Origin of the sequence: Flexivirga oryzae (assembly GCF_014190805.1) — a bacterium.
In the GTDB taxonomy this organism is placed as follows: Bacteria; Actinomycetota; Actinomycetes; order Actinomycetales; family Dermatophilaceae; genus Flexivirga; species Flexivirga oryzae.
The window spans coordinates 1,242,669-1,267,873 of sequence record NZ_JACHVQ010000001.1 but is presented as its reverse complement, the minus strand read 5'-3'; the positions used below and the strand labels follow the sequence as shown (position 1 = coordinate 1,267,873).

General features: G+C 70.2%; 26 protein-coding genes and 1 tRNA gene. 10 read left to right on the top strand and 17 right to left on the bottom strand.

The window, feature by feature from the left end:
* Window positions 1-26 precede the first annotated feature (26 nt).
* Both FHU39_RS05845 and FHU39_RS05840 read right to left on the bottom strand, forming a co-directional pair.
* A complete protein-coding gene (locus tag FHU39_RS05845) occupies window positions 27-722 on the bottom strand; it encodes a YwaF family protein (RefSeq protein WP_183319485.1) in 696 nt (231 codons plus the stop codon).
* Window positions 723-770: 48 nt separating this feature from the next.
* On the bottom strand, window positions 771-2,207 hold the full coding sequence (locus FHU39_RS05840; RefSeq protein WP_183319484.1) for an RNB domain-containing ribonuclease: 1,437 nt from the start codon (window positions 2,205-2,207) through the stop codon (window positions 771-773).
* A 77-nt stretch (window positions 2,208-2,284) separates the two neighbouring features.
* On the opposite strand from FHU39_RS05840, the gene FHU39_RS05835 reads away from it, so the two are divergent.
* Together FHU39_RS05835 and FHU39_RS05830 are read left to right on the top strand one after the other, a co-directional pair.
* Entirely contained in the window at window positions 2,285-3,031 is a 747-nt protein-coding gene (locus tag FHU39_RS05835; RefSeq protein ID WP_183319483.1) for a peroxide stress protein YaaA, read from the top strand.
* On the top strand, window positions 3,004-4,104 hold the full coding sequence (locus FHU39_RS05830) for an SLC13 family permease (protein WP_343065746.1): 1,101 nt from the start codon (window positions 3,004-3,006) through the stop codon (window positions 4,102-4,104). Before FHU39_RS05835 ends, FHU39_RS05830 begins: the two co-directional genes overlap by 28 nt.
* Here the strand turns inward: FHU39_RS05830 and thiD are convergent.
* The 15 genes from thiD to FHU39_RS05755 form a co-directional block, all read right to left on the bottom strand.
* Window positions 4,095-4,913, bottom strand: coding sequence for a bifunctional hydroxymethylpyrimidine kinase/phosphomethylpyrimidine kinase (gene thiD, locus FHU39_RS05825; RefSeq protein WP_183319482.1), 819 nt, complete (start codon window positions 4,911-4,913; stop codon window positions 4,095-4,097). The genes FHU39_RS05830 and thiD overlap by 10 nt on opposite strands.
* The gene (gene thiE, locus FHU39_RS05820) at window positions 4,910-5,557 is read right to left on the bottom strand and encodes a thiamine phosphate synthase (RefSeq protein ID WP_183319481.1); all 648 of its coding nucleotides are present in this window, start codon (window positions 5,555-5,557) and stop codon (window positions 4,910-4,912) included. Before thiE ends, thiD begins: the two co-directional genes overlap by 4 nt.
* Window positions 5,554-6,339: a hydroxyethylthiazole kinase gene (gene thiM, locus FHU39_RS05815; protein ID WP_343065745.1), complete on the bottom strand. Its 786-nt coding sequence runs from the start codon at window positions 6,337-6,339 to the stop codon at window positions 5,554-5,556. The genes thiE and thiM overlap by 4 nt, the downstream gene beginning before the upstream one ends.
* Entirely contained in the window at window positions 6,333-7,010 is a 678-nt protein-coding gene (gene tenA, locus FHU39_RS05810; RefSeq protein ID WP_221185145.1) for a thiaminase II, read from the bottom strand. Before tenA ends, thiM begins: the two co-directional genes overlap by 7 nt.
* A gap of 211 nt (window positions 7,011-7,221) precedes the next feature.
* Entirely contained in the window at window positions 7,222-8,403 is a 1,182-nt protein-coding gene (locus FHU39_RS05805; RefSeq protein WP_183319479.1) for an O-succinylhomoserine sulfhydrylase, read from the bottom strand.
* Between the two features lie 69 nt (window positions 8,404-8,472).
* On the bottom strand, window positions 8,473-9,597 hold the full coding sequence (locus tag FHU39_RS05800; protein WP_183319478.1) for a bifunctional RNase H/acid phosphatase: 1,125 nt from the start codon (window positions 9,595-9,597) through the stop codon (window positions 8,473-8,475).
* A gap of 4 nt (window positions 9,598-9,601) precedes the next feature.
* On the bottom strand, window positions 9,602-10,342 hold the full coding sequence (locus FHU39_RS05795) for a CT398-like coiled coil hairpin domain-containing protein (RefSeq protein ID WP_183319477.1): 741 nt from the start codon (window positions 10,340-10,342) through the stop codon (window positions 9,602-9,604).
* Window positions 10,343-10,348: 6 nt separating this feature from the next.
* Window positions 10,349-11,209: a Nif3-like dinuclear metal center hexameric protein gene (locus tag FHU39_RS05790; protein ID WP_183319476.1), complete on the bottom strand. Its 861-nt coding sequence runs from the start codon at window positions 11,207-11,209 to the stop codon at window positions 10,349-10,351.
* 31 nt (window positions 11,210-11,240) lie between these two features.
* Window positions 11,241-11,313: transfer RNA gene (locus tag FHU39_RS05785), tRNA-Val, on the bottom strand.
* Between the two features lie 78 nt (window positions 11,314-11,391).
* The gene (locus tag FHU39_RS05780; protein ID WP_183319475.1) at window positions 11,392-11,862 is read right to left on the bottom strand and encodes a peroxiredoxin; all 471 of its coding nucleotides are present in this window, start codon (window positions 11,860-11,862) and stop codon (window positions 11,392-11,394) included.
* The gene (locus FHU39_RS05775) at window positions 11,859-12,281 is read right to left on the bottom strand and encodes a DUF3052 domain-containing protein (RefSeq protein ID WP_183319474.1); all 423 of its coding nucleotides are present in this window, start codon (window positions 12,279-12,281) and stop codon (window positions 11,859-11,861) included. Before FHU39_RS05775 ends, FHU39_RS05780 begins: the two co-directional genes overlap by 4 nt.
* A gap of 153 nt (window positions 12,282-12,434) precedes the next feature.
* Window positions 12,435-13,322 (bottom strand): factor-independent urate hydroxylase, encoded by an 888-nt coding sequence (gene pucL, locus FHU39_RS05770; RefSeq protein ID WP_183319473.1) that lies wholly within the window; start codon window positions 13,320-13,322, stop codon window positions 12,435-12,437.
* Window positions 13,323-13,327: 5 nt separating this feature from the next.
* Complete coding sequence (gene uraH / locus FHU39_RS05765) at window positions 13,328-13,669, bottom strand: hydroxyisourate hydrolase (protein ID WP_183319472.1); 342 nt, start codon at window positions 13,667-13,669, stop codon at window positions 13,328-13,330.
* Window positions 13,666-14,190: a 2-oxo-4-hydroxy-4-carboxy-5-ureidoimidazoline decarboxylase gene (uraD, locus tag FHU39_RS05760; protein ID WP_183319471.1), complete on the bottom strand. Its 525-nt coding sequence runs from the start codon at window positions 14,188-14,190 to the stop codon at window positions 13,666-13,668. Before uraD ends, uraH begins: the two co-directional genes overlap by 4 nt.
* Before the next feature lie 59 nt (window positions 14,191-14,249).
* Window positions 14,250-15,005, bottom strand: a complete 756-nt coding sequence (locus FHU39_RS05755) for an IclR family transcriptional regulator (protein WP_183319470.1) — start codon at window positions 15,003-15,005, stop codon at window positions 14,250-14,252.
* 83 nt (window positions 15,006-15,088) lie between these two features.
* On the opposite strand from FHU39_RS05755, the gene FHU39_RS05750 reads away from it, so the two are divergent.
* The 8 genes from FHU39_RS05750 to fabF all read left to right on the top strand — a co-directional run bounded on the left by FHU39_RS05750 (window position 15,089) and on the right by fabF (window position 25,202).
* Window positions 15,089-16,354 (top strand): DUF6986 family protein, encoded by a 1,266-nt coding sequence (locus tag FHU39_RS05750; protein ID WP_183319469.1) that lies wholly within the window; start codon window positions 15,089-15,091, stop codon window positions 16,352-16,354.
* Window positions 16,351-17,175, top strand: coding sequence for a bifunctional allantoicase/(S)-ureidoglycine aminohydrolase (locus tag FHU39_RS05745; RefSeq protein ID WP_183319468.1), 825 nt, complete (start codon window positions 16,351-16,353; stop codon window positions 17,173-17,175). Before FHU39_RS05750 ends, FHU39_RS05745 begins: the two co-directional genes overlap by 4 nt.
* Before the next feature lie 174 nt (window positions 17,176-17,349).
* Complete coding sequence (aceE, locus tag FHU39_RS05740; protein WP_183319467.1) at window positions 17,350-20,109, top strand: pyruvate dehydrogenase (acetyl-transferring), homodimeric type; 2,760 nt, start codon at window positions 17,350-17,352, stop codon at window positions 20,107-20,109.
* Window positions 20,110-20,175: 66 nt separating this feature from the next.
* Window positions 20,176-21,303 (top strand): PucR family transcriptional regulator, encoded by a 1,128-nt coding sequence (locus FHU39_RS05735; RefSeq protein ID WP_183319466.1) that lies wholly within the window; start codon window positions 20,176-20,178, stop codon window positions 21,301-21,303.
* A 111-nt stretch (window positions 21,304-21,414) separates the two neighbouring features.
* On the top strand, window positions 21,415-22,365 hold the full coding sequence (locus tag FHU39_RS05730; protein ID WP_183319465.1) for an acyltransferase domain-containing protein: 951 nt from the start codon (window positions 21,415-21,417) through the stop codon (window positions 22,363-22,365).
* Window positions 22,366-22,368: 3 nt separating this feature from the next.
* Window positions 22,369-23,439: a beta-ketoacyl-ACP synthase III gene (locus FHU39_RS05725; protein ID WP_183319464.1), complete on the top strand. Its 1,071-nt coding sequence runs from the start codon at window positions 22,369-22,371 to the stop codon at window positions 23,437-23,439.
* Between the two features lie 122 nt (window positions 23,440-23,561).
* Entirely contained in the window at window positions 23,562-23,810 is a 249-nt protein-coding gene (locus FHU39_RS05720; RefSeq protein ID WP_183319463.1) for an acyl carrier protein, read from the top strand.
* A 147-nt stretch (window positions 23,811-23,957) separates the two neighbouring features.
* Window positions 23,958-25,202, top strand: coding sequence for a beta-ketoacyl-ACP synthase II (fabF, locus tag FHU39_RS05715; RefSeq protein ID WP_183319462.1), 1,245 nt, complete (start codon window positions 23,958-23,960; stop codon window positions 25,200-25,202).
* Window positions 25,203-25,205: the final 3 nt, after the last annotated feature.

The following is a 25,205-nucleotide window of genomic DNA, read 5'->3' as shown; positions in this document are numbered from 1 at the left end:
CCGGAACTGCACTCTCGAGCCACCCCTCACACCGGCCGTGACCGGTTCCACGGCCACGTCATCAGCGCCCAGACGCCGATCACGAGCACGACCTCGACCAACACGTACCACGGCCAGGGACCGAGCAGGTCGAGGGCCGAGTGCACGGACGGCTTGCCGTTCAGGTAGCCGTAGTTGCTGCCGATGACGAAATTGAGACCCATCACGCCGACCGCCCAGACCGTCGTCACCAGCACGGTGAACCGGAAGCCATGCCACGTCGGCCCGATCCGTGCGCCGACCAGGAGGACCGCCGCCCACACGGGGGCGATGTGCCGCACCCAGAAGCCGAAGAACTGCAGCTGGGGGAAGACGTCGTCCAGGTCAGGCGTGATGACCCCCTGGATGCACAGCGTCAAACCCCAGAAATACAGCAGCGCGCACAGCCGCCGGCTGCCGGTCAGCAGCGCGACACAGGCGACCAGCCAGCCGAGATCGCACAGCTGCAGCGGCAGCCCGGTCAGCGGGTGTCGCACCCCCACGATGACGTCGTCCAGCTCGAACGGACCGCAGAGCACGAGGACCACCACGCCGGCCACCCGCATGACCCGCGCCTGCCGTTCGGGTCGCGCACGCAGCCGCGCGCCCAGCACCAGCAGCACCGCGCAGCCGGCCAGGAAGACCGTCAGCACGAGCAGATGCTGCGGGCCGAACACGACGAACCGCCGAGCCGCGGTGTGCATGCCTCAAGTATGGGCTCCCGGCCCTGGAGGACTGAGTGCCGTGGCCGCTCAGGCCAGTTCGAACTTCACCGTGTGCGTGGCGATGTCGGCCTCGGTGAGCTTGACCTGCACCTGGTCGCCTTCGGTGGCCTGCCCGGCGGCCTTGGCCGTCACCGCCAGATCGACCAGTTGCACGGTGACGCCCTTCTCGTCCGTGTCGACCACGTATGCCGGGAAGGTCTCGCCCACCCGGTGCGCCAGGATCGCCGCTTCGACGGCGTCGGTGCACGCGTGGTCGACCTGGCTGGCCTTCTGATCGGTGCTGCGCATGATGTCGGGCAGCGTCGGCAGCGCCTCACGCACCCAGCCGGGGACGTCCTGCCCCTGGCTGGTCGCCTCGCACACCACCAGGCCGAACCGGTCCACCAGCCGCCGCAGCGGCGCGGTCACGTGCGCGTATGGCGCCGCCACCGCCGACTGGATCGTGTCGTCCGGGACGGCACCGTCGAACGGGGTGTAGCCGGCGCCCCGGAACAGGCTGGTCGCGTCGTGGATCAGCGCCAGGTGCTTCGGGTTCGACCGGTCCAGCCCGCGGATGAAGTCGCCGTAGTGCTGGTCCGCCGGCCACTCCACCCCCAGCGCCTTCGCCTGCCGGCGGAACCGGTCGATCGAACGCTGCTCGGGGACCGGCATCGTGCGCAGGATGCCGACCTTCGCATGCAACATCAGCTCGGCCGCCGCCATCCCGGTGAGCAGCGAGATCTGCGCGTTCCACTCCTCCGCCGGCAACTGCGGCCGGAACGTGAGGTGGTAGTTGCCGTCGTCGCCCTTGGTGACCTCCTGCTCCGGCATCGGGAGGTTCGCGCCGCCGCGTTTGGCCTCCAGGCCGATCCGCAGCTCACCGATCTCCTTGAGCAACTGCAGCCCCTCGCCGGCGGACCCGTCGTCGATCTGCTGCTGCACGGTCTCGTAGTCCAACCGTGCGACGCTCTTCACCTGCGCCCGGTAGACCTCGCTCGAGACCGCCTCGCCGGCAGCGGAAGGGGCGATGTCCCAGACGAACGCCGGCCGGACTTCGCCGGCCAGCAGGCTCGCGGCGGCCTCGCTGAGGATCTTGGGGTGCAGCGGCACCCGGATGTCCGGCAGGTAGATGGTCTGACCTCTCTTGCGGGTCTCGGCGTCGAGCGGACCACCCGGGGCGACATACGCCGGGACGTCCGCGATGGCGTAGCGCACCCGGTAACCGCCGTCCGCCCGCTCCAGGAACATCGCCTGGTCCAGGTCCATGGAGCCGACCGGGTCGATGGTGAAGAACGGCACCGCTGTCTCGTCGCGGTCCGGCAACTGCACGTCCGCCACCGCCGGCTTCGCCTCGGCCAGCGCATCTTCCGGGTAGTCGTGCTCCAGGCCCATCTGCTCCCGGAGCGCGGCGAAGGCGCGTTCCAGCGGTCCTGCGTCCGCGCCGTCGGCGGGGTGAACGTGAGGGATGATGTGCCGTAGGTCCATGGGCCCACCATAGGGAAACGACGCCCGCCACGCGGTCGCCGCAACACGCCGGACGGCACACGTCGTAGTCTTCCGCCGTGCTGATCCTCCTGCCGCCGTCCGAGACCAAGACCCCCCGGCGCCGCGGAAGACCGCTGGATCTGGACGCCCTGTCCTTCCCCGAGCTGACCGCGGCACGCGACAAGCTGCTCGACGTGCTCGCGGCCGTCAGCGCGCGCCCGGACGCGCTCGACGTGCTCGGCGTCGGGCAGAGCCTCGCGGGTGACGTCGCCCGCAACCTGGCCCTGCGCACCGCACCGGCCGGTCCGGTCGAGACGCTCTACACCGGTGTCCTGTATGACGCCCTCGACCTGCCCACTCTCGACAGCGCGGCGCTGCGCCGTGCCCGGCGCTGGATCGTCGTGCAGTCGGCACTGTTCGGTGCGCTGCGGCTGGCGGACAAGGTCCCGGCCTACCGCCTGTCGATGGGCACCAATCTGCCTGGCGTGGGCCCGCTCGCGGCGCACTGGCGCAGCGAGGTCGGTGGTCCGCTCACCGAGTTCGCCGGCAGCGGCGTCGTCGTCGACTGCCGGTCGAGCACGTATGCCGCAGCCTGGTCACCCACCGGGTCCGTGGCCGGCCGGTGGGTGCGGATCCAGGTGCCGGGGGCGACCCACAACGCCAAGCACACCCGCGGTCTGGTCACCCGCCACCTGGCCGTCGCGGGGGCCAGCCCGAGAACCCCGCAGGCACTGCGCGACGTGGTCGGTGACGCGTTCACGGTCGAGTTGCACGAGCCGAAGCGCACCGGCACGCCGTGGGATCTGTCCGTGACAGCGCCGTGACCCTGCTGGTCGACCGGGTCGGTCCGGTCCTGGCGTTTCTCGTCTGCATCACGGTGGTCGCCGAAGTCGCCGATCATGCAAGGGTTTTCGAGGTTGCTGGACACTGGGCCGCACGTCTGGCGCGCGGCCGGACGATGGTACTGTGGGCGGTGGTCGTCGGCCTTTCCTGCCTGTGCACGACGGTCCTCAGCCTGGACACCACGGCTGTCCTGCTGACCCCGGTCGTCATCACCACGGCGCGTCAGGCGGGGGTACCGCCCCTACCGTTCGCGTTCACGACCGTGTGGCTGGCCAACACGGCTTCCCTGCTGCTGCCGGTGTCCAACCTGAGCAACCTGCTGGCGTTGCACGAGTTCCAGCGGTGGGGTGGCCTGTCGGCATACCTGCACGTCGCCTGGGCACCCGCGATCGTGGCGATGGCGGCCACCGCGATCGTGGTCCTGCTGCTGCACGGGAGACAGTTGACGGGACGGTATGACGTCCCCACCGTTCCCGCCCCGCCCGACCCCGTCCTGTTCCGCATCGCAGCGAGCGTCTGTGTGTTGCTCGGACCGGCGTTCGTCAGCGGAGTGATCCCCGCGATCCCAGCTGCCGTGGGCGCGGGAGTCCTGGTGGTGGCGCTGGCGATCCGCAACCGGAGTGCGGTGCGGACGATCGCCGTCCCCTGGCTGATGGTCGTCGTGGTGACCGTCCTCTTCGCGATCGTGGACTTCCTGCGTTCCCACGGCCTGGACACCCTGATGGCGCACATCGCCGGGACCGGCGACTCGTTCGCCGACCTGCTCCGGGTCGCCGCGACCGGAGGCATCGGCGCCAACCTGGTCAACAACCTGCCCGCCTACCTGGCGGCGGAGGGTGCCGCGAACGGCTCCGCACACCGGCTGATGGCGCTGCTGGTCGGTGTCAACGCCGGCCCGATCGTCACCGTGTGGGGTTCCCTGGCGACCATGCTGTGGTTCGGCCGCTGCAAGCGCGCCCACCTGACGATCCCCTTGCGGCGCTTCACGATCGAGAGCTTCCTCGTCGCGGTCGTCACCGTCGTGGCGGCCACCGCCGCCCTGGCTCAGGTGTGAGGGTCGTCCCACATCCGCCAGAAATGATGAACCGGGCCGTGCCCACTGCCGATCGACAGGTCGTCCGCCGCGCGCAGTGCACCGGTGAGGTACTCCTTCGCCTCGCGTACCGCCACGACCCACGAATCCCGTTGCGGCCGTAGCGCCGCGATCGCCGACGACAGTGTGCACCCGGTGCCGTGCGTGTTGCGCGTGACGACCCGCGGAGCGTCGAACTCGGTTACCCGGCCGTCGACGACCAGCAGGTCGGTGCTGTCCGCACCACTCAAATGGCCGCCCTTGAGCAGGACCCCGGACGCCAGATCGGCCAATGCATTCGCCTGACGTGCCATGTCGCAGACACTGGTCGCCTCGCCGACGCCCAGCAGGTCCGCGGCCTCGGGCAGATTGGGGGTGATCAGGTCGACCAGCGGGATGAGCTGCTCCCGCATCGCAGCCACGGCATCCGGGGCGAGCAACCGGTGGCCGCTCTTGGCCACCATCACCGGGTCGAGCACCACAGGAGCGGGCGCGCGCTCCCGCAGCACGGCGGCCACCGACTCGATCACCTCGACGGTGCCGAGCATGCCGATCTTCACGGCGTCGACATGGACGTCGTCAAGCAGGTTGTTCAGTTGTCCCGCAACGGTTTCGCCGTCCAGTTGGTGGATCCCGGCGACGCCCCGGGTGTTCTGGGTGACCACCGCCGTGATCACCGCGGTCCCGAAGGCGCCGAGCGCGGAGAAGGTCTTCAGGTCGGCGCTGATCCCCGCGCCGCCGCTCGGGTCGGTGCCTGCGATGGTCAGCACGGTGGGGATGTATGCCGTCACGACGGCACCTCCGCGGCGAGCAGCTCCCGGGCCGCCGCGGCGGGATCCGGTGCGGCACAGACCGCCGACACGACCGCCACTCCTGCGGCACCCGCAGCGCGCAACGGCGCCACGTGGCTCCCCTTGATCCCACCGATCGCGACCGCGGGCAGCTCACAACCGACCAGCACCTCGCGCACCCCGTCGATCCCTAGCGGGGCCGCGGCGTTCGGCTTGGTCGGTGTCGCGAAGACCGGCCCGACCCCGAGGTGGTCGACCGTGCCTTCCGGCCACTCCCCAACGGCCTCGATCTCCTCGATGCAGGACACCGAGTGACCGATGACCAGGCCGGGCCCGGCCACCCGCCGCGCGTCGACCGGGTGGAGGTCGGACTGGCCGAGATGCACGCCGTCGGCACCCACCGCCAGTGCGATGTCGAGTCGGTCGTCAACGATGAACGGGACGCCCGCGTCACGGGTGAGCGCACGCAATTGCCTTGCCGTCTCATGCAGTTCACGGGTGGTCGCGTCGTGGTCGCGCAGCTGCACGGTGGTCACGCCGCCGGCCAGTGCTCGGCGCACGGTGTCGACGACCCCGCGCTCGCCACACAGCGTGCGGTCGGTGACCAGGTAGAGGCGCAGGGATGCCGGATCGAATCTGCTCACCTCCGTAGCCTTTCGAGATCTGCCGGCTCGAGCGCGTACAACGCGTCGAGCAGCTGCACGGCGAAGCTGCCGGGCCCGGACGCCCGCTCCATCGCGATCTCGGCCGCGATCGTCCAGACGGCGGTGGCCGCGAATGCGGCGTCCGGCGCGGGCGCGCACGCCGCGAAGGCGGCCGTGATGGCGCCCAGCGCGCAGCCGACTCCGGTCACCTTCGTCATCATCGGGTCACCGTTGGACACCGTCGACGTCGCGTCCGCCGACACGATGTGGTCGGTCGGTCCACTGACCGCGACGACGCCGCCGGTCCGCTCACAGAGCGACCGGGCCGCGTCCAGCGCCTGGTCCGTGCCGGCGGTGCTGTCGACCCCGCGACCGCCACCGTCCGCGCCCGACAGGCTGATGACCTCCGAGGCGTTGCCGCGGATCACGGTGGGGCGCAACGGCACCAGCTCGGCAGCAACCCGGTCGCGCAGCGGCAGGCCGCCGACCGCCACCGGGTCCAGCACCCACGGGGTCCCCGCGCTACCCGCCGCACGGGCCGTGGCGACCATCGTCTCGCCCAGTGCCGGCGTCAGCGTCCCCACATTGATCAGCACCCCGTCTGCGACACCGGCGAAAACCGTTGCCTCTTCGAGGTTGTCGACCATCGCTGGTGCCGCACCCAGGGCGAGGAGGGCGTTCGCGGTGAAGCCGGTGACCACCGAGTTGGTGATGCACTGCACCAACGGCGCGCGACCGCGAAGTTCGGCGAGCAGCGCGGCGACGTCCGCCCCGGTCACCACGGCCACTGCTCCCCGCGCACCGCCGCGTCCCAGAACATCCATTCGTAACGCGTCGTGGTCTCGATGTGCCGGGCCATGTCCTCCAGCTCCGGCCCCGACAGCCGGGTCGCGACAGCGTCCACCACGCCGAGTGTTTCGGCGACGCTCTGGGCGAAGCCGGGCGCGGCATACGCCTCGATCCAGGCGGCGTACACCGGGTCGCTCGAACCCTCCGCCTGCAGCGCGCGACCGACCTGCTCGTAGATCCAGTAGCACGGCAGCACCGCTGCCAGGCCCTCGTGGAACGGTCGCTGATGACACACGGCCAGCAGGTAGCTCGTATAGGCAGTGGTGGCAGGCGATTTCGGGGTGCTGTGCAACAGTCCCGGGTCGAGCCCGGCCGCTCGGAGCAGCGACGGGTGCAGCTCGAGCTCGGTGGCGACCGCGGCGCCGGCGTGCGCCGCCAGGGTCGCCGCGGATCCCACCGGTGCCTTCGCCGCCAGCAGCGAGAGCGCTCGGGCGTAGTCGCTGAGGTACAGCGTGTCCTGAATGATGAAGTAGCCGAAGGCCTCTCGCGGCAACGTGCCGCTGGGCAGGCCCTGCAAGAAGTCGTGTGCGAGCACCCGCTTCAGGCCGTCCTCCATCGGTGCTCCCAGCACCGGCCACCAGGTGTATGACGACGTCGCTGACATCGCAGATCCCTTCCTCCGCCGGCACTGGCACCCCACGAAGTTTCTCCTCCGCTGCGCTCCCCCGAATACTTCGCGGGGACCCCGCCTCCGGCTCAGGTCGTAGCGGTCGGCGACAGATCGGTCGCCCTCTCAGCCCGGTTTCTCCGAGCTCCCGCGGGTTGTCCGCACCACCGTAACGCGTCTGCGCCGGCGTCCTCCGGAGGGGCCCGGATCAGCCGAGCGCGCGCGTCAGATCACGCAGCAGGTCGTCGGGGTCCTCCAGCCCGATCGAGATGCGCAGCACCCCGTCGGTGATGCCGACGGCCAGGCGGGCCTCCTCGCCCATCCGGCGGTGCGTCGTCGTCGCCGGGTGCGTGATCAACGACTTCGAGTCGCCCAGGTTGTTCGAGATATCAACGATTTCAAGGGCGTTCATCAGAGCGAACGCTTCGTCCTTACCGCCGTCGAGTTCGAACGTGATGACGGTGCCCCCACCCGTCATCTGCCGCTGGGCGAGCTCGAACTGCGGGTGCGACTCCAGGAACGGATACCAGACCTGGCGGATGGCGGAGTGGCCCTCCAACGCGCCGGCGATCCGCAGGGCGGCCTCGGCCTGGGCCTCGACCCGCAGCCGGAGGGTTTCCAGGCCCTTGACGAGCAGCCACGCGTTGAACGGGGACATCGACGGGCCGGTGTGCCGCAGCAGGTTCTTCACCGGGCCCTGGATGTAGTCCTCCGGGCCGAGGATGGCACCGCCGAGCACCCGGCCCTGTCCGTCGATGTGCTTCGTCGCCGAATAGACCACGATGTCCGCGCCGTACTGCAGCGGAGCGGAGAAGACGGGGGTGCCGAAGACGTTGTCGACCACGACCTGCGCACCCGCGGCGTGCGCCTTCTCGGTGACGAACTCGATGTCGACCAGCTCCTGCATCGGGTTGCTGGGCGTCTCGAAGAACACCGCGGTGGTCGGCTCCGACAGCGCCGCCTCCCACTGCGCGTTGTCCGGCCCGTCGACGAACACCGTGGTGACACCCCACCGGGGCAGGATCTCGTCGAGGATCACGAAGCACGAGCCGAACAGCCCGCGAGACGCGACGACCCGGTCCCCCGCCCCGAGCAACGCCGCGAGGGCCGTGAAGACCGCTCCCATACCGGACCCGGTGGCGTAGCAGGCCTCGGCGCCCTCCAGTTGCCGCAGGCGCTCCTCGAACACCGCAACCGTCGGGTTGCCGTAGCGGCTGTAGACGAAACGATCGACGTCGCCGGTGAACGCCGCCTCGGCGTCCTCCGCGGTCTGGTAGACGAAGCCGGACGTCAGGTAGAGGGCCTCGGAGGTCTCCTCGAACGCACTGCGTGCCAGGCCGCCACGCACCGCGACCGTGTCCGGTGCCCACTTATCGGAAGGTGTCGTCATGGGTCGCAGCTTTCCACACGATCCCGCGCCCTGCGGCGGGGGTCCGGCTGACGAACGGCGCGCCGGATGTCAGCGCAGGTGATGCGTGTCGTTGGTGAATGCGATACAGGCGAAACCGTCGGCATACACGTCGATCTCGGTGATCGATGCCGGGTCGGCGGCGAGCAGCCACGCGTGCGCGAAGCTCATCCCGAGCAGCGTCTGCAGCACGACCAGGATCGGCAGCCGGTGGGTGGCGACGACAACGGTCCCGCCGCGGGCGACGGCCCGCTCCCGTGCCGCGTTGACCCGCTCGATCAGCTCCAGGTGGGTCTCCCCGCCCTCGATCCGGAAGTCGTCCTCGCTGCGCATCCTGGCGGGATCGCCCGGGTAGCGTTCCCCGATCTCGGCGTAGCTCAGACCGTCCCAGACCCCGAAGGCCTGCTCGTCCCAGTCCTGGTCGACGACGGGTTCAACGCCCAGCGCCCGTGCGGCGGCGGCCCCGGTCTGCCGGGCGCGGGTCAGCGACGAGGTCACCACGGTCGCGGGACCACTGATCAGCTCGGCGAGGGCCTTGGCCGCGCGGTCGGCCTGGTCCAGGCCCGCCTCGTTGAGACTCGGGTCGGCGCCGCCGCGGCCGTCGAGCCGCCCGCCCTGCGTGAAGTCGGTGACACCGTGCCGCAGCAGGATCAGCCGCGCCGCAACGGTGCGTGTCGGCGGCGCCGGTCGCGACTCGTCGGTCGTCGCCGGTGCAGGGTCGGCCGCGTCCCGCCACAGGTCACGCTCGACGCGCTTGCCGTCCATGCCGTCGTTGGACAACTTGTCGGCGGCCTTGTTCTGGGCGCGCGGGATCCAGGTCCACTCGACGACCCCGCCGCCGGCGGCACGCAACTCCCGGACGATCTCCTGCGCCTCACCGGCGAGACGGCGCATGTCCTCGTGCTTGATCTTCCAGCGACCCGCCATCTGCTCGATGACCAACCGGGAGTCCATCCGGACGGAGATCTCGGCGCCGGCGTCGATCTGTTGCGCCGCACGCAGGCCGGCGATCAGGCCTTGGTACTCGGCGACGTTGTTGCTCGCCTTGCCCAACGGTGCTGCCCGCTCGGCCAGCAGCGAGCGGTCCTGCGCGTCACGCACCAGCGCGCCGTAGCCCGCGACACCCGGATTGCCCCGGGAGCCGCCGTCCGCCTCGATGATCAGGGAACGGGCCATCGAGCTACAGCCCCGACTCGGCGGTGCGGATGAGGATGCGGCGGCACTCCTCGCAGCGCAGCACCTCATCCTCCGGTGCCGACCGGATGCGGGACAGCTCGGCCTGCCCGAGCTCCAATCCGCAGCCGCTGCAACGCTTCTGCTGCAGGGCTGCTGCCGCGACGCCACCCATCTGCTCGCGCAGCTTCTCGTACAGCGGGAGCAGGTCGGGACCGACGCCCGCGGCCACGTCGGCTCGCTCCCGTTGCACACCCTCCCGCTCGGACCCGATCTCGGCGAGCGCGGTGTCACGCTCCTCCGTCAGCCGTTCGACCGCCTGTGCCGCGTCCTGCTGGGCCTTCTCCTTGGCGGTGAGATCGGTTTGCAGGCTCTCGGCCCGCTCCATGACCTCCAGCTCGATGTCCTCGAGCTCGGCTTGGCGCCGTGCGAGGGTCTCCAGCTCGTGCTGGAGGTTCTGCAGGTCCTTCGCGGTCCCGGTGCCGGCGTCCAGCCGTTTGCGGTCCCGCTCGGCCCGGTCCCGTACGAGTTGCACGTCGGCATCCGCCTTGCTGACCGCACGTTCGTTGTCCTGCAGGGCGGTGCGGGCCAGCACCACGTCCTCCTGCAGGGTGTTCGCGCTCGCGGCCGCGTCGGCGAGCTGGCCCTGCACGGGCAGGGTCCGCTCACGGTGCGCGAGCTGGTCGAGGCGGGTGTCGAGCTTCTGCAGGTCCAGCAGTCGCCACTGCTTGGTCAGGTCAGCCTTCACGTCAGCTCACTGTTCCTTCGGTTCGGTCGGTCCGGGGCGCCCGGTGGGCACCACGAGATCCCACGGGTCCGTGCGCACCTGCGAGACGGTGGTCTGCACGTCATACCCCTGTTCGCGTAGCGCCTCCCGGAACCGGTCGGCGCAGCCGGCCAGCCACAGCCACTCGGTCGCCCAGTGCCCCGCGTCGATCAGGTATGGCGGGCCGCCGCGTGCTTCTTCGCGTGCTTCCAGCGCCGGGTGGTGTCGCAGGTCCGCCGTGACGTAGACGTCCGCGCCGCTGCGGCGCACCGCGTCGAAGCGGGTGTCGCCGGCCCCGCCCTGCACGGCGACGCGACGGACGGTGGCGTCCGGGTCCCCGCTCACCCGCAGCCCGGCCGGTGCGGCGGGCAACACCTCGGCCAGCGCCGCCGCGTAGTCGCCGAGCAGCACCGGTGCGGGCAGGTCGCCGACCTTGCCCAGCGGTGCGCCGTCCTCGTCACCGAGCGAGTCGGCATCCGCGGGCAGCCCGCACGCTGCGGCGAGCGCGTCGTTGACGCCGGGCGTCGCGACATCGGCGTTGGTGTGCGCGCAGTAGAGCGCGATGTCCGCGACGACCAGGGTGGTCACGGCGGCGCCCTTGGCGGTGGTGGTGGCGACCGAGTGCACGCCGCGCAGCAGCAGCGGGTGATGGGTCACCAGCAGGTCGGCGCCGGCGTCCCGTGCCTCCTCGATCACCGAGAGCGTCGGGTCGACGGCGAAATGCACCAGCTGGACGGACTGTTCGAGGTCACCGGTCACCAGGCCGACCCGGTCCCATTCGGCGGCCGTGTGGCTCGGGTAGAAGCCCTCGAGCACGCGGACGGCATCCGCCAGAGTGGGACTGCTCACGTGGTGCCTCTCTCGTTGTTCAGGTGTGCGGTGGGCCCGGCCGGGATCGAACCGACGACAGCCGCGGTGTAAACGCGGTGCTCTACCAACTGAGCTACAGGCCCGCGGGCGGCTGGGCCACCGCGGCGCCCGTCATTCTGCCAGTCGGCACCCGCCGGGCAAACTCGGGAGATACGTGCTGCTCACAGAGCGGCGAGCGCTTCGCGGTAACCGGCGAAATCACGCGCCTCACCGGGCCCGTTCACCTGCGTCCACCGCACGGCACCGGACCGGTCGACCAGGAACGTGCCGCGGATCGCCATACCGGCGGCGTCGTTGAAGACGCCGTAGTCGCGCGCCACCGTACCGTGCGGCCAGAAGTCGGACAGCAGCTCGAAGTCGTAGTGCTGTGCGTCGGCCCACGCGCGCAGCGTGAACATCGGGTCGCACGAGATGGCGAGCACGTCGGCCGCGCCGTCACCGGTGAAGCCGACGAGGTCGTCGCGGATGCCGCACAGCTCGCCGGTGCACACACCGGACCAGGCGAACGGGTAGAAGACCAGCAGCGCCGGCTTGTCGGCGGTGCGCTCGGCGAGCGAGACGTCCTGTCCGTGCTGGTTCTTGAGGGTGAAGTCGGGCGCCGATGCGCCGACGGTGATGGGTGAGTCGCTCATCGCTGTTTCGCCACGCCGCCCTGCACGAGCTTGGTCGCGATCCAGTCGGCGCCGGCCCTGGTGGACGTGCCGGCCTTGAGGCCGGCGGTCTGGGCCGCCTCGGCGATGTCACTGGCGTCGACGTGGTCCGGGTGCCCGGCCCCGGGCACCAGCAGCACGACGAACCCCTTGTCCGCGAGGTTGGTCAGCGCGTCGACGCAGTCGTCGATCAGGTCGCCGTCGCCTTCACGCCACCAGAGCACGACGGCATCCACGACACCGTCGTAGTCCTCGTCCTCCAGGCTGGATCCGGTGACGTCCTCGATCTGCTCGCGGACGGCGTCGTCGACGTCTTCGTCCCAACCGAGCTCTTGCACCACCTGATCTTTTTCGAAGCCGAGCTTTTCGGCCAGTGCGGTTTTCTGGGCCCCAATTGCCATGGGCGTAGTTCACTAGGAAGTGCGGCCGTTTGCAACCGGAGTGCGTGATTTCGGGACAACCACCCAGCGGTTCCGGTGCACGAACGCCGGCCCGGCACACCCTGATCGCGTGCGATTCGGGGTATGCCGGGCCGGCGCCGACGGGTCCGCGACCTACCAGGCCTGGCCGGGGTCGTAGGCCGAGGTCTTGTCGACGTCCTCGGTGCGCTTGACGGTCGCCTCGATCAGGCCGTAGGGCCGGTCGGCGGCGTAGTGCACCTCGCAGTTGTTCTCGACCCCGAACGGGCTCAGGTCGACCACGAAGTGGTGCTTGTTCGGGCAGCTGAAGCGCACCTCGGCGACGCTGGGTGCGGCGTCGAGCACGGCGCTGCCCATGTCGAACAGGGTGTGCTGCAGCGCGTAGCTGTAGGCCGCCGCGAAGCTGCCGGTGATGGCGTCCAGCACCTGGTCGAACGACTTGCCCCACTCGACGTCGGTGCCCTCGTGCGCCCACTGCGCCGTGACCGCGGTCGCCATGATGCGGTCGTCGGTCGGCTGCAGCGTCGTGTACTTGTCCTGGTAGAAGCCGTGGAACTCCGAGTCGGTCGTCTTCAGGACGGTGAGCTCCTTCAGGCCGCTGACGACGCTGGTGCCGGCGTCGCTCCCGGTGACGGTGACGGTGCGTACGTAGTCGCCGTTCTTGACGAACGCGTGCGGGTTGTCGTGCGAGCGGGCCCAGGGGAACGCCTCGATGTTGATGCGCACCCCGGAGACCTGCGGCACCTCCAGGAAGTGCTCGGCGAGCGCGAGGCCGAACGACTCCGGCTCGCGGACCGCCTCACCGGCCTCCTTGGCGTAGGAGTTCACGGTGTTCTTGCAGGCGTCGGTGGTCAGCACGTTGGCCTGGTCACCGGTCTTGTGGGCATCGGTGAAGTCACCGCTGAGCGACACCGAGACGTTGTAGTCGACCAGGTCGTGCGGTGCATCCGGGTTGTCCCGGAAGACGCGAACGACGTGGACCTCGGCCTTGCCGTATTGGTTGTGCCCGAGCACATAGGACATCAGGATCAGCTCCCTCTATAGGTGGAGAACGCGAACGGACTCAGTAGCAATGGCACGTGGTAGTGCCGGTCTTCGTCGACGACGAAGGTGATCGCCACCTCGGGATAGAAGGCCCGGACCCCGGCACGCTCGAAGAAGCTGCCGGTGGCGAAGACGATGCGGTAGGTCCCGGGCTGGAGCCCGTCGGGCACCAGTCCGGGGACGCGGCCGTCATCGTCGGTGGTCCCGGCGCCGATGGGCTGGCCATCGGTTCCGGCACCGGTCTGGGAGAACACCGTGACGGCGACACCGGTGGCCGGTGTTCCGTTGACGGCGTCCAAAACATGGGTGGACAGGGACGAACTCATGCGGAAAAGGTCGCTTCCAGTCGCAGGCGGGTGATCTGGCGCAGCTGCTCGCGCACCTCGGCCACCTCGGTGGCCGGGTCGTTGCCGAGCCGGCGCTGCAGTTCGGCGAGGATCTCCTCGGGGGCGCGCCCCGCGGCGCGGATCAGGAAGACCCGGTCGAAGCGCTGCTCGTAGGCGGCGTTGCCGGCCAGGATCTGGTCGGCGACCTGCTGGTCGGCCGACTGCATCGCCGACTGCTCGGAGCGCGAGAGCCGGGCTGCCTCGTCGTCGCCGCCGACCCGGTCCCCGATCCTCGGGTGTCCGGCCAGCGCCGCGTCCAGGTCCGCGACCTCCAGCTCACCGAACACCCGGTCCGACGCCTCGAGGAGCGCGCCCAGGTCTGCATACGGCCGACCGGCTGCGACGGCTCGCGCCCAGCGATCGGCGCTGCACAGCGGCAGCAGCGTGCGGAACGCGTCGTCGTCCGACGCTGTGTTGAAGCCCTCCAGCGTATTCCGCTGTGTGGAAGTTGTATTCCGCATGTAGAAATAATGCTCCCGTCTCGGCGGACTGTCAAGGGGTTGGCGACAAACCATCGCGATCAGACGGCCAGCTGTGTCGCGAGCTCACCGGCGACCTCCCGCAGCACCGGCACCGCACGTTCCTGCAGCGCCTCGGTCATCCGCGAGGCGGGCCCCGAGATCGACAACGCGAGGTTCGCCGTGCCGCCCACGACCGGAAGCGCCAGGCAGACGACGCCTTCCTCCATCTCGCCGTACTCGTGCGCGACGCCCTCCCGCCGCACCCGGTCCAGTTGCGCGATGAACTCGTCCGGGTCGGTGATGGTCGCAGCTGTCATCGGCGGCATGCCGATCCGGTCCAGGATGCTGCGCACCTCGTCGTCCCCCAGCTGGGCGAGCAACGCCTTGCCCGCCGCCCGGCAGTGCGGGTGCACGTGCTGACCCAACTCGGTGAACATGCGCATCGCCCGGGGCGACGGGGCCTGCCCGACATACACCAGCATGTCGCCGTCGAGGGCCGACAGGTTGGCGCTCTCCCCCAGCCGGCGCACGACGTCGGCGAGCGCCGAACTGCTGCGCGAACCGAACGCGTCGAGCGCGGAGTTGCCCAGCGGGATCAGCCGCGACCCCAGCGCGTAGCGGCGGTCCGGCAACTGCCGCAGATAGTTGCGGTCCACCAGGGTGCGCACCAGCCGGTGGATGGTCGGCATCGGCAGTCCGGAGGCCGCGCTGACCTCCACGAGCGCCATCTCACCGCCCGCCTGGTCGATCAGCTCGAGTATGTCGAGCGCGCGGCCCACGGACTGCACACCCCCGGGGCGGCTCTGTTGTGCCATCGCGACTCCTCTAGGTCCAGATATATTCGCCAACACGGAATTTATACTCCATAATACGGAATACCGGGCCGAGAGGAGCCACAGTGTCCGATTTCCGTACCACGCTCACCGAGCGTCTCGACGCCTCGCTCGCCGCTGCCGACGCGGCGCTCGTGCGTCATTATCCGGGGCCGCCGGCAGGCCGCCACCCGATCCACACCGTCTACCTGCCGGCCGACCGCTGCGGCGCGGACGACGTCCGCACGTTCGCGGCGGCCGCCCGCGAGTTGCTGGCGACGTACGCCCCCGGTCCGGACGAACTCGCGCAGGCCACCGGCGAGCCCGTCGAGGACGTCGCCGCGGTCTACGAGCGCGTCGTCGCGAAGCTGCAGGACGAGCCGATCGAGGACCTGCGCGCAGACTTCGAGGACGGTTACGGCGTGCGATCGGACGATGCGGAGGACACCCACCTGACGGCGGTGCTCGCCGCTTTCGCCGACCTGGCCAAAACCGACGAACTTCCCGCCTGGCACGGCATCCGCTTCAAGTCGTTCGAGGCGCCGACCCGGGCGCGCGGTGTGCGGACCCTGGTGGACTACCAGCGGGGTATGACGGACGCGGGCCTGCTGCCCGGCAACGTCCTCACCCTGCCGAAGGTCACCAGCGTCGACCAGGCGGCAGCGATGGACACGGCGTGCGCGGCCCTCGAGCAGGAGCTCGGATTGCCTTCGGGGAGCGTGACTTTCGAGATCCAGGTCGAGACACCGCAGGCGATCCTCGCCGCCGACGGGACAACGGCGGTCGCGCGGATGGTGCACGCGGCGCTCGGCCGGGTCAGCTCACTGGTCTACGGCACCTTCGACTACAGCGCGGGCCTCGGCATCGCCGCGGCATACCAGGCGCTGGATCACCCGGCCGCCGACCACGCCAAGGCCGTCATGCAGGTCGCCGCCGCCCAGACCGGCACCCGCATCTGCGACGGGTCCACCAACGTCGTCGCCTTCGGCGACCGCGAGTCGGCGCACGCGACGTGGCGGCTGCACACCGGCCTGGTCACCCGCTCCCTGGTCCGCGGCATCTACCAGGGCTGGGACATGCACCCCGGCCACCTCGTGTCGCGCTACCTGGCGAACTTCCTGTTCTTCCGGCGCGCGCTGCCCAGCGCGGCCGCCCGCCTCGCGGCATACGTGCACCAGACCTCCGGCGGCGACGTGATGGACGAGCCGGCGACGGCTCGCATGCTCGCGCAGGCCCTGTTACGCGGTGTCCACTGTGGCGCGATCGGCGCCGACGAGGTCGAATCCGCCTGTCAACTCACCGTTCCCGAGCTCACCGAGCTCACTCACCGAAGGTCAGGAGCCCCCACATGACGAACACCTACTACACGCCGCGCGGCGGTCTCCCGGCGCAGACCGAGCTCACCACCGATCGCTCGATCTTCACCGAGGCGTACGCCGTGCTCCCCCGCCGCACGATGAGCGACATCACCACCAGCCGGCTCCCGTTCTGGGACGACACGCGGCTGTGGGTGCTCGCCCGGCCGCTCACCGGTTTCAGCGAGACGTTCTCGCAGTACATCGTCGAGGTCGGCCCCGGCGGCGGCAGTGACCGCCCCGACACCAACCCCGACGCCGAGAGCGTGCTGTTCGTCGTCGACGGCGAGCTGCGTCTCGAGCTGGCCGGGACCGAACACCGGCTGCCGGCCGGCGGCTACGCCTTCCTCAAGCCGGGCGAGTCCTGGACGCTGCACAACGACACCGGGTCCACCGCCACGTTCCACTGGATCCGTAAGCGCTACACCGTCGTTGACGGCATCGACCTGCCCGAGTCGTTCGTCACCCACGAGTCCGACGTCGCGATGGGCGCGATGCCCGACACCGACGGCCGGTGGTGCACCCAGCGGTTCGCCGACCCCGACGACGTGCGCCACGACATGCACGTCAACATCGTCACCTTCGAGCCCGGCGGCGCCATCCCGTTCCCGGAGACGCACGTCATGGAGCACGGCCTCTACGTGCTCGAGGGCAAGGCGGTCTACCTGCTCAACAAGGACTGGGTCGAAGTGCAGGAGGGCGACTTCATGTGGTTGCGCGCCTTCTGCCCGCAGGCCTGCTACGCCGGCGGCCCCGGACGCTTCCGCTACCTGCTCTACAAGGACGTCCACCGGCACGCTCCGCTCAACCTGCCGTAGAGCCCCCGCAGCACAGCACGAACCGCATCACCCCAGCCGTCGAGACTACTGACCAGTAGCCGAGACCACCGTCGAACACCCACCGACGCGGGTAGAAGATGGATTCACCCGGAAACCCCGAGAAACACGACATCGCGGTCGCGAAACGCGACACGTGCATGAGAGGAGCCACTCATGGCGCGCGAGGACGCAGGACCGATCCTCAACGGCATACCCAGCCAGCTGCCGGACATCGACCCGGAAGAGACCCAGGAGTGGATCGACTCCCTCGACGGACTCATCGACGAGGTCGGCCAGACGCGGGCCAGGTACGTCATGCTCAAGCTGCTCGAGCGATCGCGCGAGCGCCGGATCGGCGTTCCGTCCCTGACAGCGACCGACTACATCAACACGATCAGCCCGGAGGCCGAGCCGTGGTTCCCCGGTGACGAGGAGGTCGAGCGCCACTACCGGGCATGGATGCGGTGGAACGCCGCGATGATGGTGCACCGCGCCCAGCGGCCCGGCGTCGGCGTCGGTGGCCACATCTCGACCTACGCGTCCGCGGCAACCCTCTACGAGGTCGGCTTCAACCACTTCTTCCGTGGCAAGAGCCACCCGGGCGGCGGCGACCAGGTCTTCTTCCAGGGCCACGCCTCACCGGGCATGTACGCCCGGGCGTTCCTCGAGGGCCGCCTGTCCGAGGACCAGCTGGACGGCTTCCGCCAGGAGCACTCGCACATCGTGCAGGGCAAGCGTCTGGGCCTGCCGTCATACCCCCACCCGCGCAACATGCCGGACTTCTGGGAGTTCCCGACGGTGTCCATGGGCATCGGCCCGATGAACGCGATCTACCAGGCACAGTTCAACAAGTACCTGCACGGACGCGGCCTGAAGGACACCAGCCAGCAGCACGTCTGGGCGTTCCTCGGCGACGGCGAGATGGACGAGCCGGAGTCGCGCGGGCTGCTGCAGCTGGCGGCCAACGAGGAGCTGGACAACCTCACCTTCGTGATCAACTGCAACCTGCAGCGGCTGGACGGCCCGGTGCGCGGCAACGGCAAGATCATCCAGGAGCTGGAGAGCTTCTTCCGCGGCGCCGGCTGGAACGTCATCAAGTGCATCTGGGGCCGTGGCTGGGACCCGCTGCTGGCGGCCGACCGCGACGGTGCGCTGGTCAACGTCATGAACACCACCCGCGACGGCGACTACCAGACCTTCCGGGCCAACGACGGCGCCTACGTCCGCGAGCACTTCTTCGGCCGCGACCCGCGGACCCGGGACATGGTCAAGGACTGGACCGACGACGACATCTGGTGGAAGCTCAAGCGCGGCGGACACGACTACCGCAAGGTCTACGCCGCCTACCAGGCCGCCACGGAGCACACCGGGCAGCCGACCGTCGTCCTGGTCAAGACGATCAAGGGTTACAGCCTCGGCACCCACTTCGCCGGCCGCAACGCGACCCACCAGATGAAGAAGATGACGCTGGAGGACCTCAAGGGCTTCCGCGACTCACTGCGCATCCCGATCAGCGACGCGGTGCTGGAGGAGAACCCCTACCTGCCGCCGTACTACCACCCCGGCGAGGACGACCCGGCCATCCAGTACATGCGCGAGCGCCGCGCCAAGCTGGGCGGCGGCCTGCCCGACCGGCGGCACACCGCGAGCGCGCTCAAACTGCCGGACGAAAAGGCTTACGCCGCAGCGAAGAAGGGCTCCGGCAAGCAGGAGATCGCCACCACGATGGCCTTCGTGCGCATCCTGAAGGACATGATGCGCGACAAGGAGTTCGGCAAGCACGTCGTGCCGGTCATCCCGGACGAGGCGCGCACCTTCGGGATGGACTCGTTCTTCCCGACCGCGAAGATCTACAACCCGCACGGCCAGCAGTACACCTCGGTCGACGCGGAGCTGATGCTCGCCTACAAGGAGGCCACGAACGGCCAGATCCTGCACCTGGGCATCAACGAGTCCGGATCGGTCGCCGCGTTCACCGCGGCCGGCACGTCGTACGCCACGCACGGTGTGCCGATGGTGCCGATCTACATCTTCTACTCGATGTTCGGTTTCCAGCGCACCGCCGACTTCATCTGGGCCGCCTCGGACCAGATGACCCGCGGTTTCCTGATCGGCGCGACCGCCGGACGGACCACACTCACCGGTGAGGGTCTGCAGCACGCCGATGGTCACTCGTTGCTGCTCGCGGCAACCAATCCTGCTGTCGTTGCGTACGATCCGGCCTACGGCTACGAGATCGCACACATCGTGCAGGACGGCCTGCGGCGAATGTTCGGCGACAACGCGGAGAACGTCATCTACTACCTGACGGTCTACAACGAGCCGATGCAGCAGCCCGCCGAGCCGGAGAACGCCGACGTCGAGGGCATCCTGCGCGGCATCCACCTGCTCGCCGAGGGCGACACCGGCGACCGGCCCGACGCACCGCGCGCCCAGCTGCTCGCCTCCGGTGTCGGTGTGCCGTGGGCGCTGGAGGCGCAGCAGCTGCTGCGCGACGACTGGGGTGTGGTGGCCGACGTCTGGTCGGTGACGTCCTGGAACGAGTTGCGCCGCGACGGCGAGGCGTCGGACGAGCTGCGCTTCCTGCACCCGGACGCCGAGCAGCAGGTGCCGTTCATCACCCAGAAGCTGCAGGGTCGTCCCGGCCCGGTCGTGGCGGTGTCCGACTGGCAGCGCTCGGTGCAGGAGCAGATCCGCCCGTGGGTGCCCGGTGACTACGTCACGCTCGGCGCCGACGGCTTCGGCTTCAGCGACACCCGGGCGGCGGCCCGGCGCGTCTTCCACATCGACGGCCCGTCGATGGTGGTGCGCACCCTGCAGGAGCTGGCCTCCCGCGGCGAGGTCGACCCCGGCCTGGCCCGGCAGGCTGCCGACAAGTACGACCTGCTCAACCCGCAGGCCGGCACCAGCGGCAACGCGGGCGGCGACGCCTGATCCGACCGATCCACACAGAAGGGCTCCGCTCCGGCGGGGCCCTTCTGCCGTGTCTACGCTTGGCACATGTCCACAACCACCGGGCAGCGACTGCAGCGCAGCGCCGACCTGCTGTCCACCGCTGCGATCGCCCGCCTGGACGAGAGCTACGAGTGGTACCGCCGGTTGCCGGCCGACGAGCGGTCGTGGGTCGGTCTCGTCGCGCAGGCCGGCATCGCGGCCTTCATCAGCTGGTACCGCGAACCGCGCACGTCTCCCCCGATGCCGATCGACGTGTTCGCGACGGCTCCGCGCGAGCTGACCCGGACCATCGCGCTGCAACAGACGCTGCAGATGGTGCGCACCGCCATCGACGTGGTCGAGGAGCACGTCCCGCAGCTCGCGGCCCCCGGCGAGGAGCATCAGCTGCGGGAGGCGGTCCTGTCCTACTCCCGGGAGATCGCGTTCGCCGCCGCCCATGTCTACGCGCAGGCGGCGGAGTCCCGCGGCGCCTGGGACGCGCGCCTGGAGGCGCTCGTGGTCGATGCCGTCCTGCGGGCGGAGGCCGACGACGAGCTCAGTTCGCGAGTCGCAGCGCTCGGCTGGAACGACGTGCGGGGCGTCATCGTGATCGCCGGAGCGGCGCCCCACGGACCGGGCACCGAGGCGTTGGATGCATTGCGACGCAACGCATCCCACGAGGGTCTTGTCGCGCTCGCGTCGGTGCAGCGCAACCTGCTGATCGCCATCCTGGGCGGCGTCGACGACGGCCTGACCGTCGCCGGCCGGTTCCAGCAGCTGTGGGGTGAGGGTGCCGTCGTGGTCGGCCCCCGTGTCCCCCACCTGTATGCCGCCGGGCGCAGCGCCCGCGCGGCGCTGTCCGGCTTCTCCGCCGCAGCCGCCTGGCCGGATGCGCCACGCCCCTGCCCGGCGAGCGAACTGCTGCCCGAGCGCGCACTGGCCGGGGACACCCGGGCCCGCCGGGCGCTGGTGGACAAGGTCACCCGGCCGCTGCGTGACCGGCCGGCACTGCGCGAGACCGTCCCGGCATACCTGCACAACGGCGGCCTGGAGGCGACGTCGCGGGCGTTGTTCGTGCACCCGAACACGGTGCGCTACCGGCTCGGCCGGATCGCGGAACTGACCGGCTACGACCTGACCGACACCCGCGACGCGTTCACCGTCCGGCTCGCGCTCGCGCTGTCACGACTCTGACACCGAGCGGTCCGCACGATCCGCCCTTTGGAGGATTCCTCCAAAGAAGCCTCCGAAGGTTCGTCGGATTCGCCGACGGCATCGCGGCCCCGCGTCCGCCACAGTGGAGGGGTGTTAGCGATCGTCTGCCCTGGACAGGGCTCGCAAACCCCCGGTTTTCTCTCCCCCTGGATGGAGGTGCCCGGTTTCGCCGACCACCTGCAACGGCTGTCGCAGGTCGCCGACACCGACCTGGTCGCCCACGGCACCACCTCGGATGCCGAGACCATCAAGGACACCGCGGTCGCCCAGCCGCTCATCGTCGGCGCCGGGCTCGGCACGCTGGCCGCCCTGCTCGACGGCGCGGCGGTGCCTGCCGGCGCGGCCCTGGCCGGTCACTCGGTCGGGGAGATCACCGCGGCCGCAGCGGCCGGGGTGCTCAGCGAGGACGACGCCATGGGCTTCGTCACCGAACGCGGACGAGGTATGGCGCGCGCCGCCGCCGTCACACCCACCGGGATGGCCGCGATCCTCGGCGGCGCCGAGGACGAGGTCCTCGCGACCCTGGAGTCGCACGGGCTGACCCCGGCCAACCGCAACGGCGCCGGCCAGATCGTGGCGGCCGGCACGCTGGAGGAACTGGCGGCGCTGCAGGAGGCGCCACCGGCCAAGGCCCGCGTCATACCGCTGCAGGTCGCCGGTGCCTTCCACACCGAGCACATGGCACCGGCGGTCGAGGCGCTGCGGACCCACGCCGCGGCGCTCACCACCCACGACCCGCAGGTGACGCTGCTGTCCAACAAGGACGGCGCGGCCGTCGCGCGCGGCGGCGAGTTCCTCGACCGACTGGTCGCGCAGGTCGCCGGCCCGGTCCGCTGGGATGCGGCGATGCAGACCATGCTCGACCTCGGCGTGACCGGCCTGATCGAACTGTGCCCGGCGGGCACGCTCGTCGGGCTGGCCAAGCGCGGCATGCGCGGCGTTGCGAGCGTCGCCGTCAAGACGCCGGACGACCTCGACAAGGCACGCGACCTCATCCGCGAGCACGCAGGCGACACCACCGGCACGTCCCAAGGGAGCTGATCCATGACCGTCCAGCCGAAGCACACCGGCACCCTGTCCGCGCCGTCCGGCGCGCGCTACGCCCGCATCATCGGCGTCGGTGGTTACCGTCCCGAGCGGGTCATCACCAACGAGGAGGTCTGCACCTGGATCGACTCCTCCGACCAGTGGATCCAGGAGCGCTCGGGCATCGTGTCCCGCCGCTGGGCGCGACCCGACGAGACGGTCGTCGACATGTCCGAAGCGGCCGCGCGGGAGGCGCTGCAAGCCGCCGGCATGGGCGCCGACCGGATCAGTGCGGTCGTCGTCGCCACCGTCACGCACCCCTACCAGACCCCCGCGGCGGCGCCGGCGCTGGCGACCCGGCTGGGCGCCAACGGCGTGCCCGCGTTCGACATCTCGGCCGCCTGCGCCGGCTACTGCCACGGCATCTCGATCGCCGCGGACATGGTCCGCGGCGGCAGCGCCGAGAACGTCCTCGTGGTCGGTGTGGAGAAGTTGTCGGCGTTCACCGACATCCACGACCGCGGCACGGCGTTCATCTTCGGCGACGGTGCCGGCGCCGCCATCGTCGGTCCGTCCGACCACCCCGCGATCGGCCCGACCGTGTGGGGTTCGGACGGCGAGAAGTGGGAGACGATCCAGCAACGCGAGCCGTGGACCGACCTGCGCGAGCAGTGGTTCGACGAGGCCGAGGCCGGCAAGTCCGCCTCGCTCGACCCGGGCGAGACCTACGCGGGCACCTCGCTGTCGATGGCCGGGCAGTCGGTGTTCCGCTGGGCGGTGTGGTCGATGGCACCGGTGGCGCAGCAGGCCATCGACGCCGCCGGCATCACCGCCGACGACCTGGACGTCTTCATCCCGCACCAGGCGAACATGCGCATCATCGACGCGATGATCAAGCAGTTGAAGCTGCCCGCGGACATCCCGGTCGCCCGCGACATCGCCGAGACCGGCAACACCTCCGCGGCGTCCATCCCGCTCGCGACCGAGCGCATGCTGCGCGAGGGCGAGGCCCCGCACGGGGGCCTGGCGCTGCAGATCGGCTTCGGCGCGGGGCTGGCCTACGCGGCGCAGGTCATCGAGTTGCCGTAGTTCGATACTTCGCGGGGACCCCGGCTAGAGTCGTCCCCGAACCTCCCGCGACCCGGCGGGTAATCCGGGTCAACCGAAGGTGAGCATCCACCACGACCAGCGACGCAATAAGGAGCACTGACATGGCGCAGAGCGAGCAGGAGATCCTGCAGGGCCTTGCCGACATCGTGAACGAAGAGACCGGCGTCGACGCTGCCGACGTGCAGCTCGACAAGTCGTTCACCGAGGACCTCGACATCGACTCGCTGTCCATGATGACGATCGTCGTCAACGCCGAGGAGAAGTTCGGCGTGCGCATCCCCGACGACGACGTCAAGAACCTCACCACCGTCGGCGACGCCGTCAAGTACATCCAGAACGCCCAGGGCTGACCCAGGTCCGTGGCCCGGGCCACGGGCGTCGTTCCTCGGAGCGACCCCGGCGTGAACTCCGCGCGAGGTGGCGTCGCCCTGCGGCGCCACCTCGCGCGATGGTTTCCGTCATACCTCTCCCACCCCGTCTGAGGAGCCTGAAGTTTCATGAGTGAGCGCAAGCGCGTCGTCATCACCGGCCTCGGCGCCACCACGCCGATCGGTGGCACGGCCCCGGAGACCTGGGAAGCACTGCTTGCCGGCGAGTCCGGTGCCAAGCCGCTGCCCCCGGAGTGGCTCGAGCGTTACGAGTTGCCCGTCACCTTCGCCGCGAGCCTCAAGCAGGATCCCAGCGAGGTGCTGCCCAAGGTCGAGATCCGCCGCGCGGATCCGTTCGCGCAGTACGCCATGATCGCCGCGCGCGAGGCATGGGCGGACGCAGGGTCGCCCGAGGTGGAACCGGAGCGGCTGCTCGCGGCCGTCGGCACCGGCATCGGCGGCGTCCACACGCTGCTCGCGCAGTACGACGTGCTGAAGGAGAAGGGCCCGCGGCGGGTCTACCCGCTGACCGTGCCGATGCTGATGCCCAACGCAGCCTCCGGCAACATCTCCCTGGAGTTCAAGGCCCGGGCGGGTGCGCACACCGCCGTCTCGGCGTGCGCCTCCGGCGCCGAGTCGATGGGTATGGCGGCCAACATGATCCGCGAGGGTCGCGCCGACGTCGCGATCGCCGGCGGCACCGAGGCCGCCATCCACCCGCTGCCGATCGCCGGCTTCGCGGCCTCGCAGGCGCTGTCCAAGCGCAACGACGACCCGCAGGGTGCCTCCCGGCCGTGGGCCGTGGACCGCGACGGTTTCCTCCTCGGCGAGGGCGCGGGCGTTGTCGTGCTGGAGTCCTACGAGCACGCGATCGCCCGCGGCGCGAAGATCTACGCCGAGTTCGGCGGCCTGGGTATGTCGGCCGACGCCTACCACATCACCGCCGGTGACCCCGAGGGCGTCGGTCAGGCGCGCGCCATGAACGAGGCGATCGACAACACCGGGCTGCAGCCGTCGGACCTCGTCCACGTCAACGCACACGCCACGTCCACCCCGGTCGGCGACGCAGCCGAGATCACCTCGATCAAGCGGGCCTTCGGCAGCGCCGTCGACGGCGTCTGCCTCACCGGCACCAAGTCGATGACCGGTCACCTGCTGGGTGCCGCGGGAGCGATCGAGGCGGTCATCCTCGCCCAGACGCTGCACAACCGGGTCGTGCCGCAGACGATCAACACCACCGAGGTGGACCCGGAGATCGACCTCGACCTGGTCATCGACGGTCACCGGAAGCTGCCGGACGGCGACCTGGCCGCGATGAGCAACGCCTTCGGCTTCGGCGGGCACAACATCGCGATCGTGCTGAAGTCCGTCTGACTC

Bases quoted from the DNA above. Each gene is read 5' to 3' on its own strand.
- FHU39_RS05845 (WP_183319485.1), bottom strand. From the start codon at position 722: ATGCACACCGCGGCTCGGCGGTTCGTCGTGTTCGGCCCGCAGCATCTG.
- FHU39_RS05840 (WP_183319484.1), bottom strand. From the start codon at position 2,207: ATGGACCTACGGCACATCATCCCTCACGTTCACCCCGCCGACGGCGCG.
- tenA (WP_221185145.1), bottom strand. From the start codon at position 7,010: ATGTCAGCGACGTCGTCATACACCTGGTGGCCGGTGCTGGGAGCACCG.
- FHU39_RS05805 (WP_183319479.1), bottom strand. From the start codon at position 8,403: ATGACGACACCTTCCGATAAGTGGGCACCGGACACGGTCGCGGTGCGT.
- FHU39_RS05800 (WP_183319478.1), bottom strand. From the start codon at position 9,597: ATGGCCCGTTCCCTGATCATCGAGGCGGACGGCGGCTCCCGGGGCAAT.
- FHU39_RS05780 (WP_183319475.1), bottom strand. From the start codon at position 11,862: ATGAGCGACTCACCCATCACCGTCGGCGCATCGGCGCCCGACTTCACC.
- FHU39_RS05775 (WP_183319474.1), bottom strand. From the start codon at position 12,281: ATGGCAATTGGGGCCCAGAAAACCGCACTGGCCGAAAAGCTCGGCTTC.
- pucL (WP_183319473.1), bottom strand. From the start codon at position 13,322: ATGTCCTATGTGCTCGGGCACAACCAATACGGCAAGGCCGAGGTCCAC.
- uraH (WP_183319472.1), bottom strand. From the start codon at position 13,669: ATGAGTTCGTCCCTGTCCACCCATGTTTTGGACGCCGTCAACGGAACA.
- uraD (WP_183319471.1), bottom strand. From the start codon at position 14,190: ATGCGGAATACAACTTCCACACAGCGGAATACGCTGGAGGGCTTCAAC.
- FHU39_RS05755 (WP_183319470.1), bottom strand. From the start codon at position 15,005: ATGGCACAACAGAGCCGCCCCGGGGGTGTGCAGTCCGTGGGCCGCGCG.
- FHU39_RS05745 (WP_183319468.1), top strand. From the start codon at position 16,351: ATGACGAACACCTACTACACGCCGCGCGGCGGTCTCCCGGCGCAGACC.
- aceE (WP_183319467.1), top strand. From the start codon at position 17,350: ATGGCGCGCGAGGACGCAGGACCGATCCTCAACGGCATACCCAGCCAG.
- FHU39_RS05735 (WP_183319466.1), top strand. From the start codon at position 20,176: ATGTCCACAACCACCGGGCAGCGACTGCAGCGCAGCGCCGACCTGCTG.
- FHU39_RS05725 (WP_183319464.1), top strand. From the start codon at position 22,369: ATGACCGTCCAGCCGAAGCACACCGGCACCCTGTCCGCGCCGTCCGGC.
- FHU39_RS05720 (WP_183319463.1), top strand. From the start codon at position 23,562: ATGGCGCAGAGCGAGCAGGAGATCCTGCAGGGCCTTGCCGACATCGTG.
- fabF (WP_183319462.1), top strand. From the start codon at position 23,958: ATGAGTGAGCGCAAGCGCGTCGTCATCACCGGCCTCGGCGCCACCACG.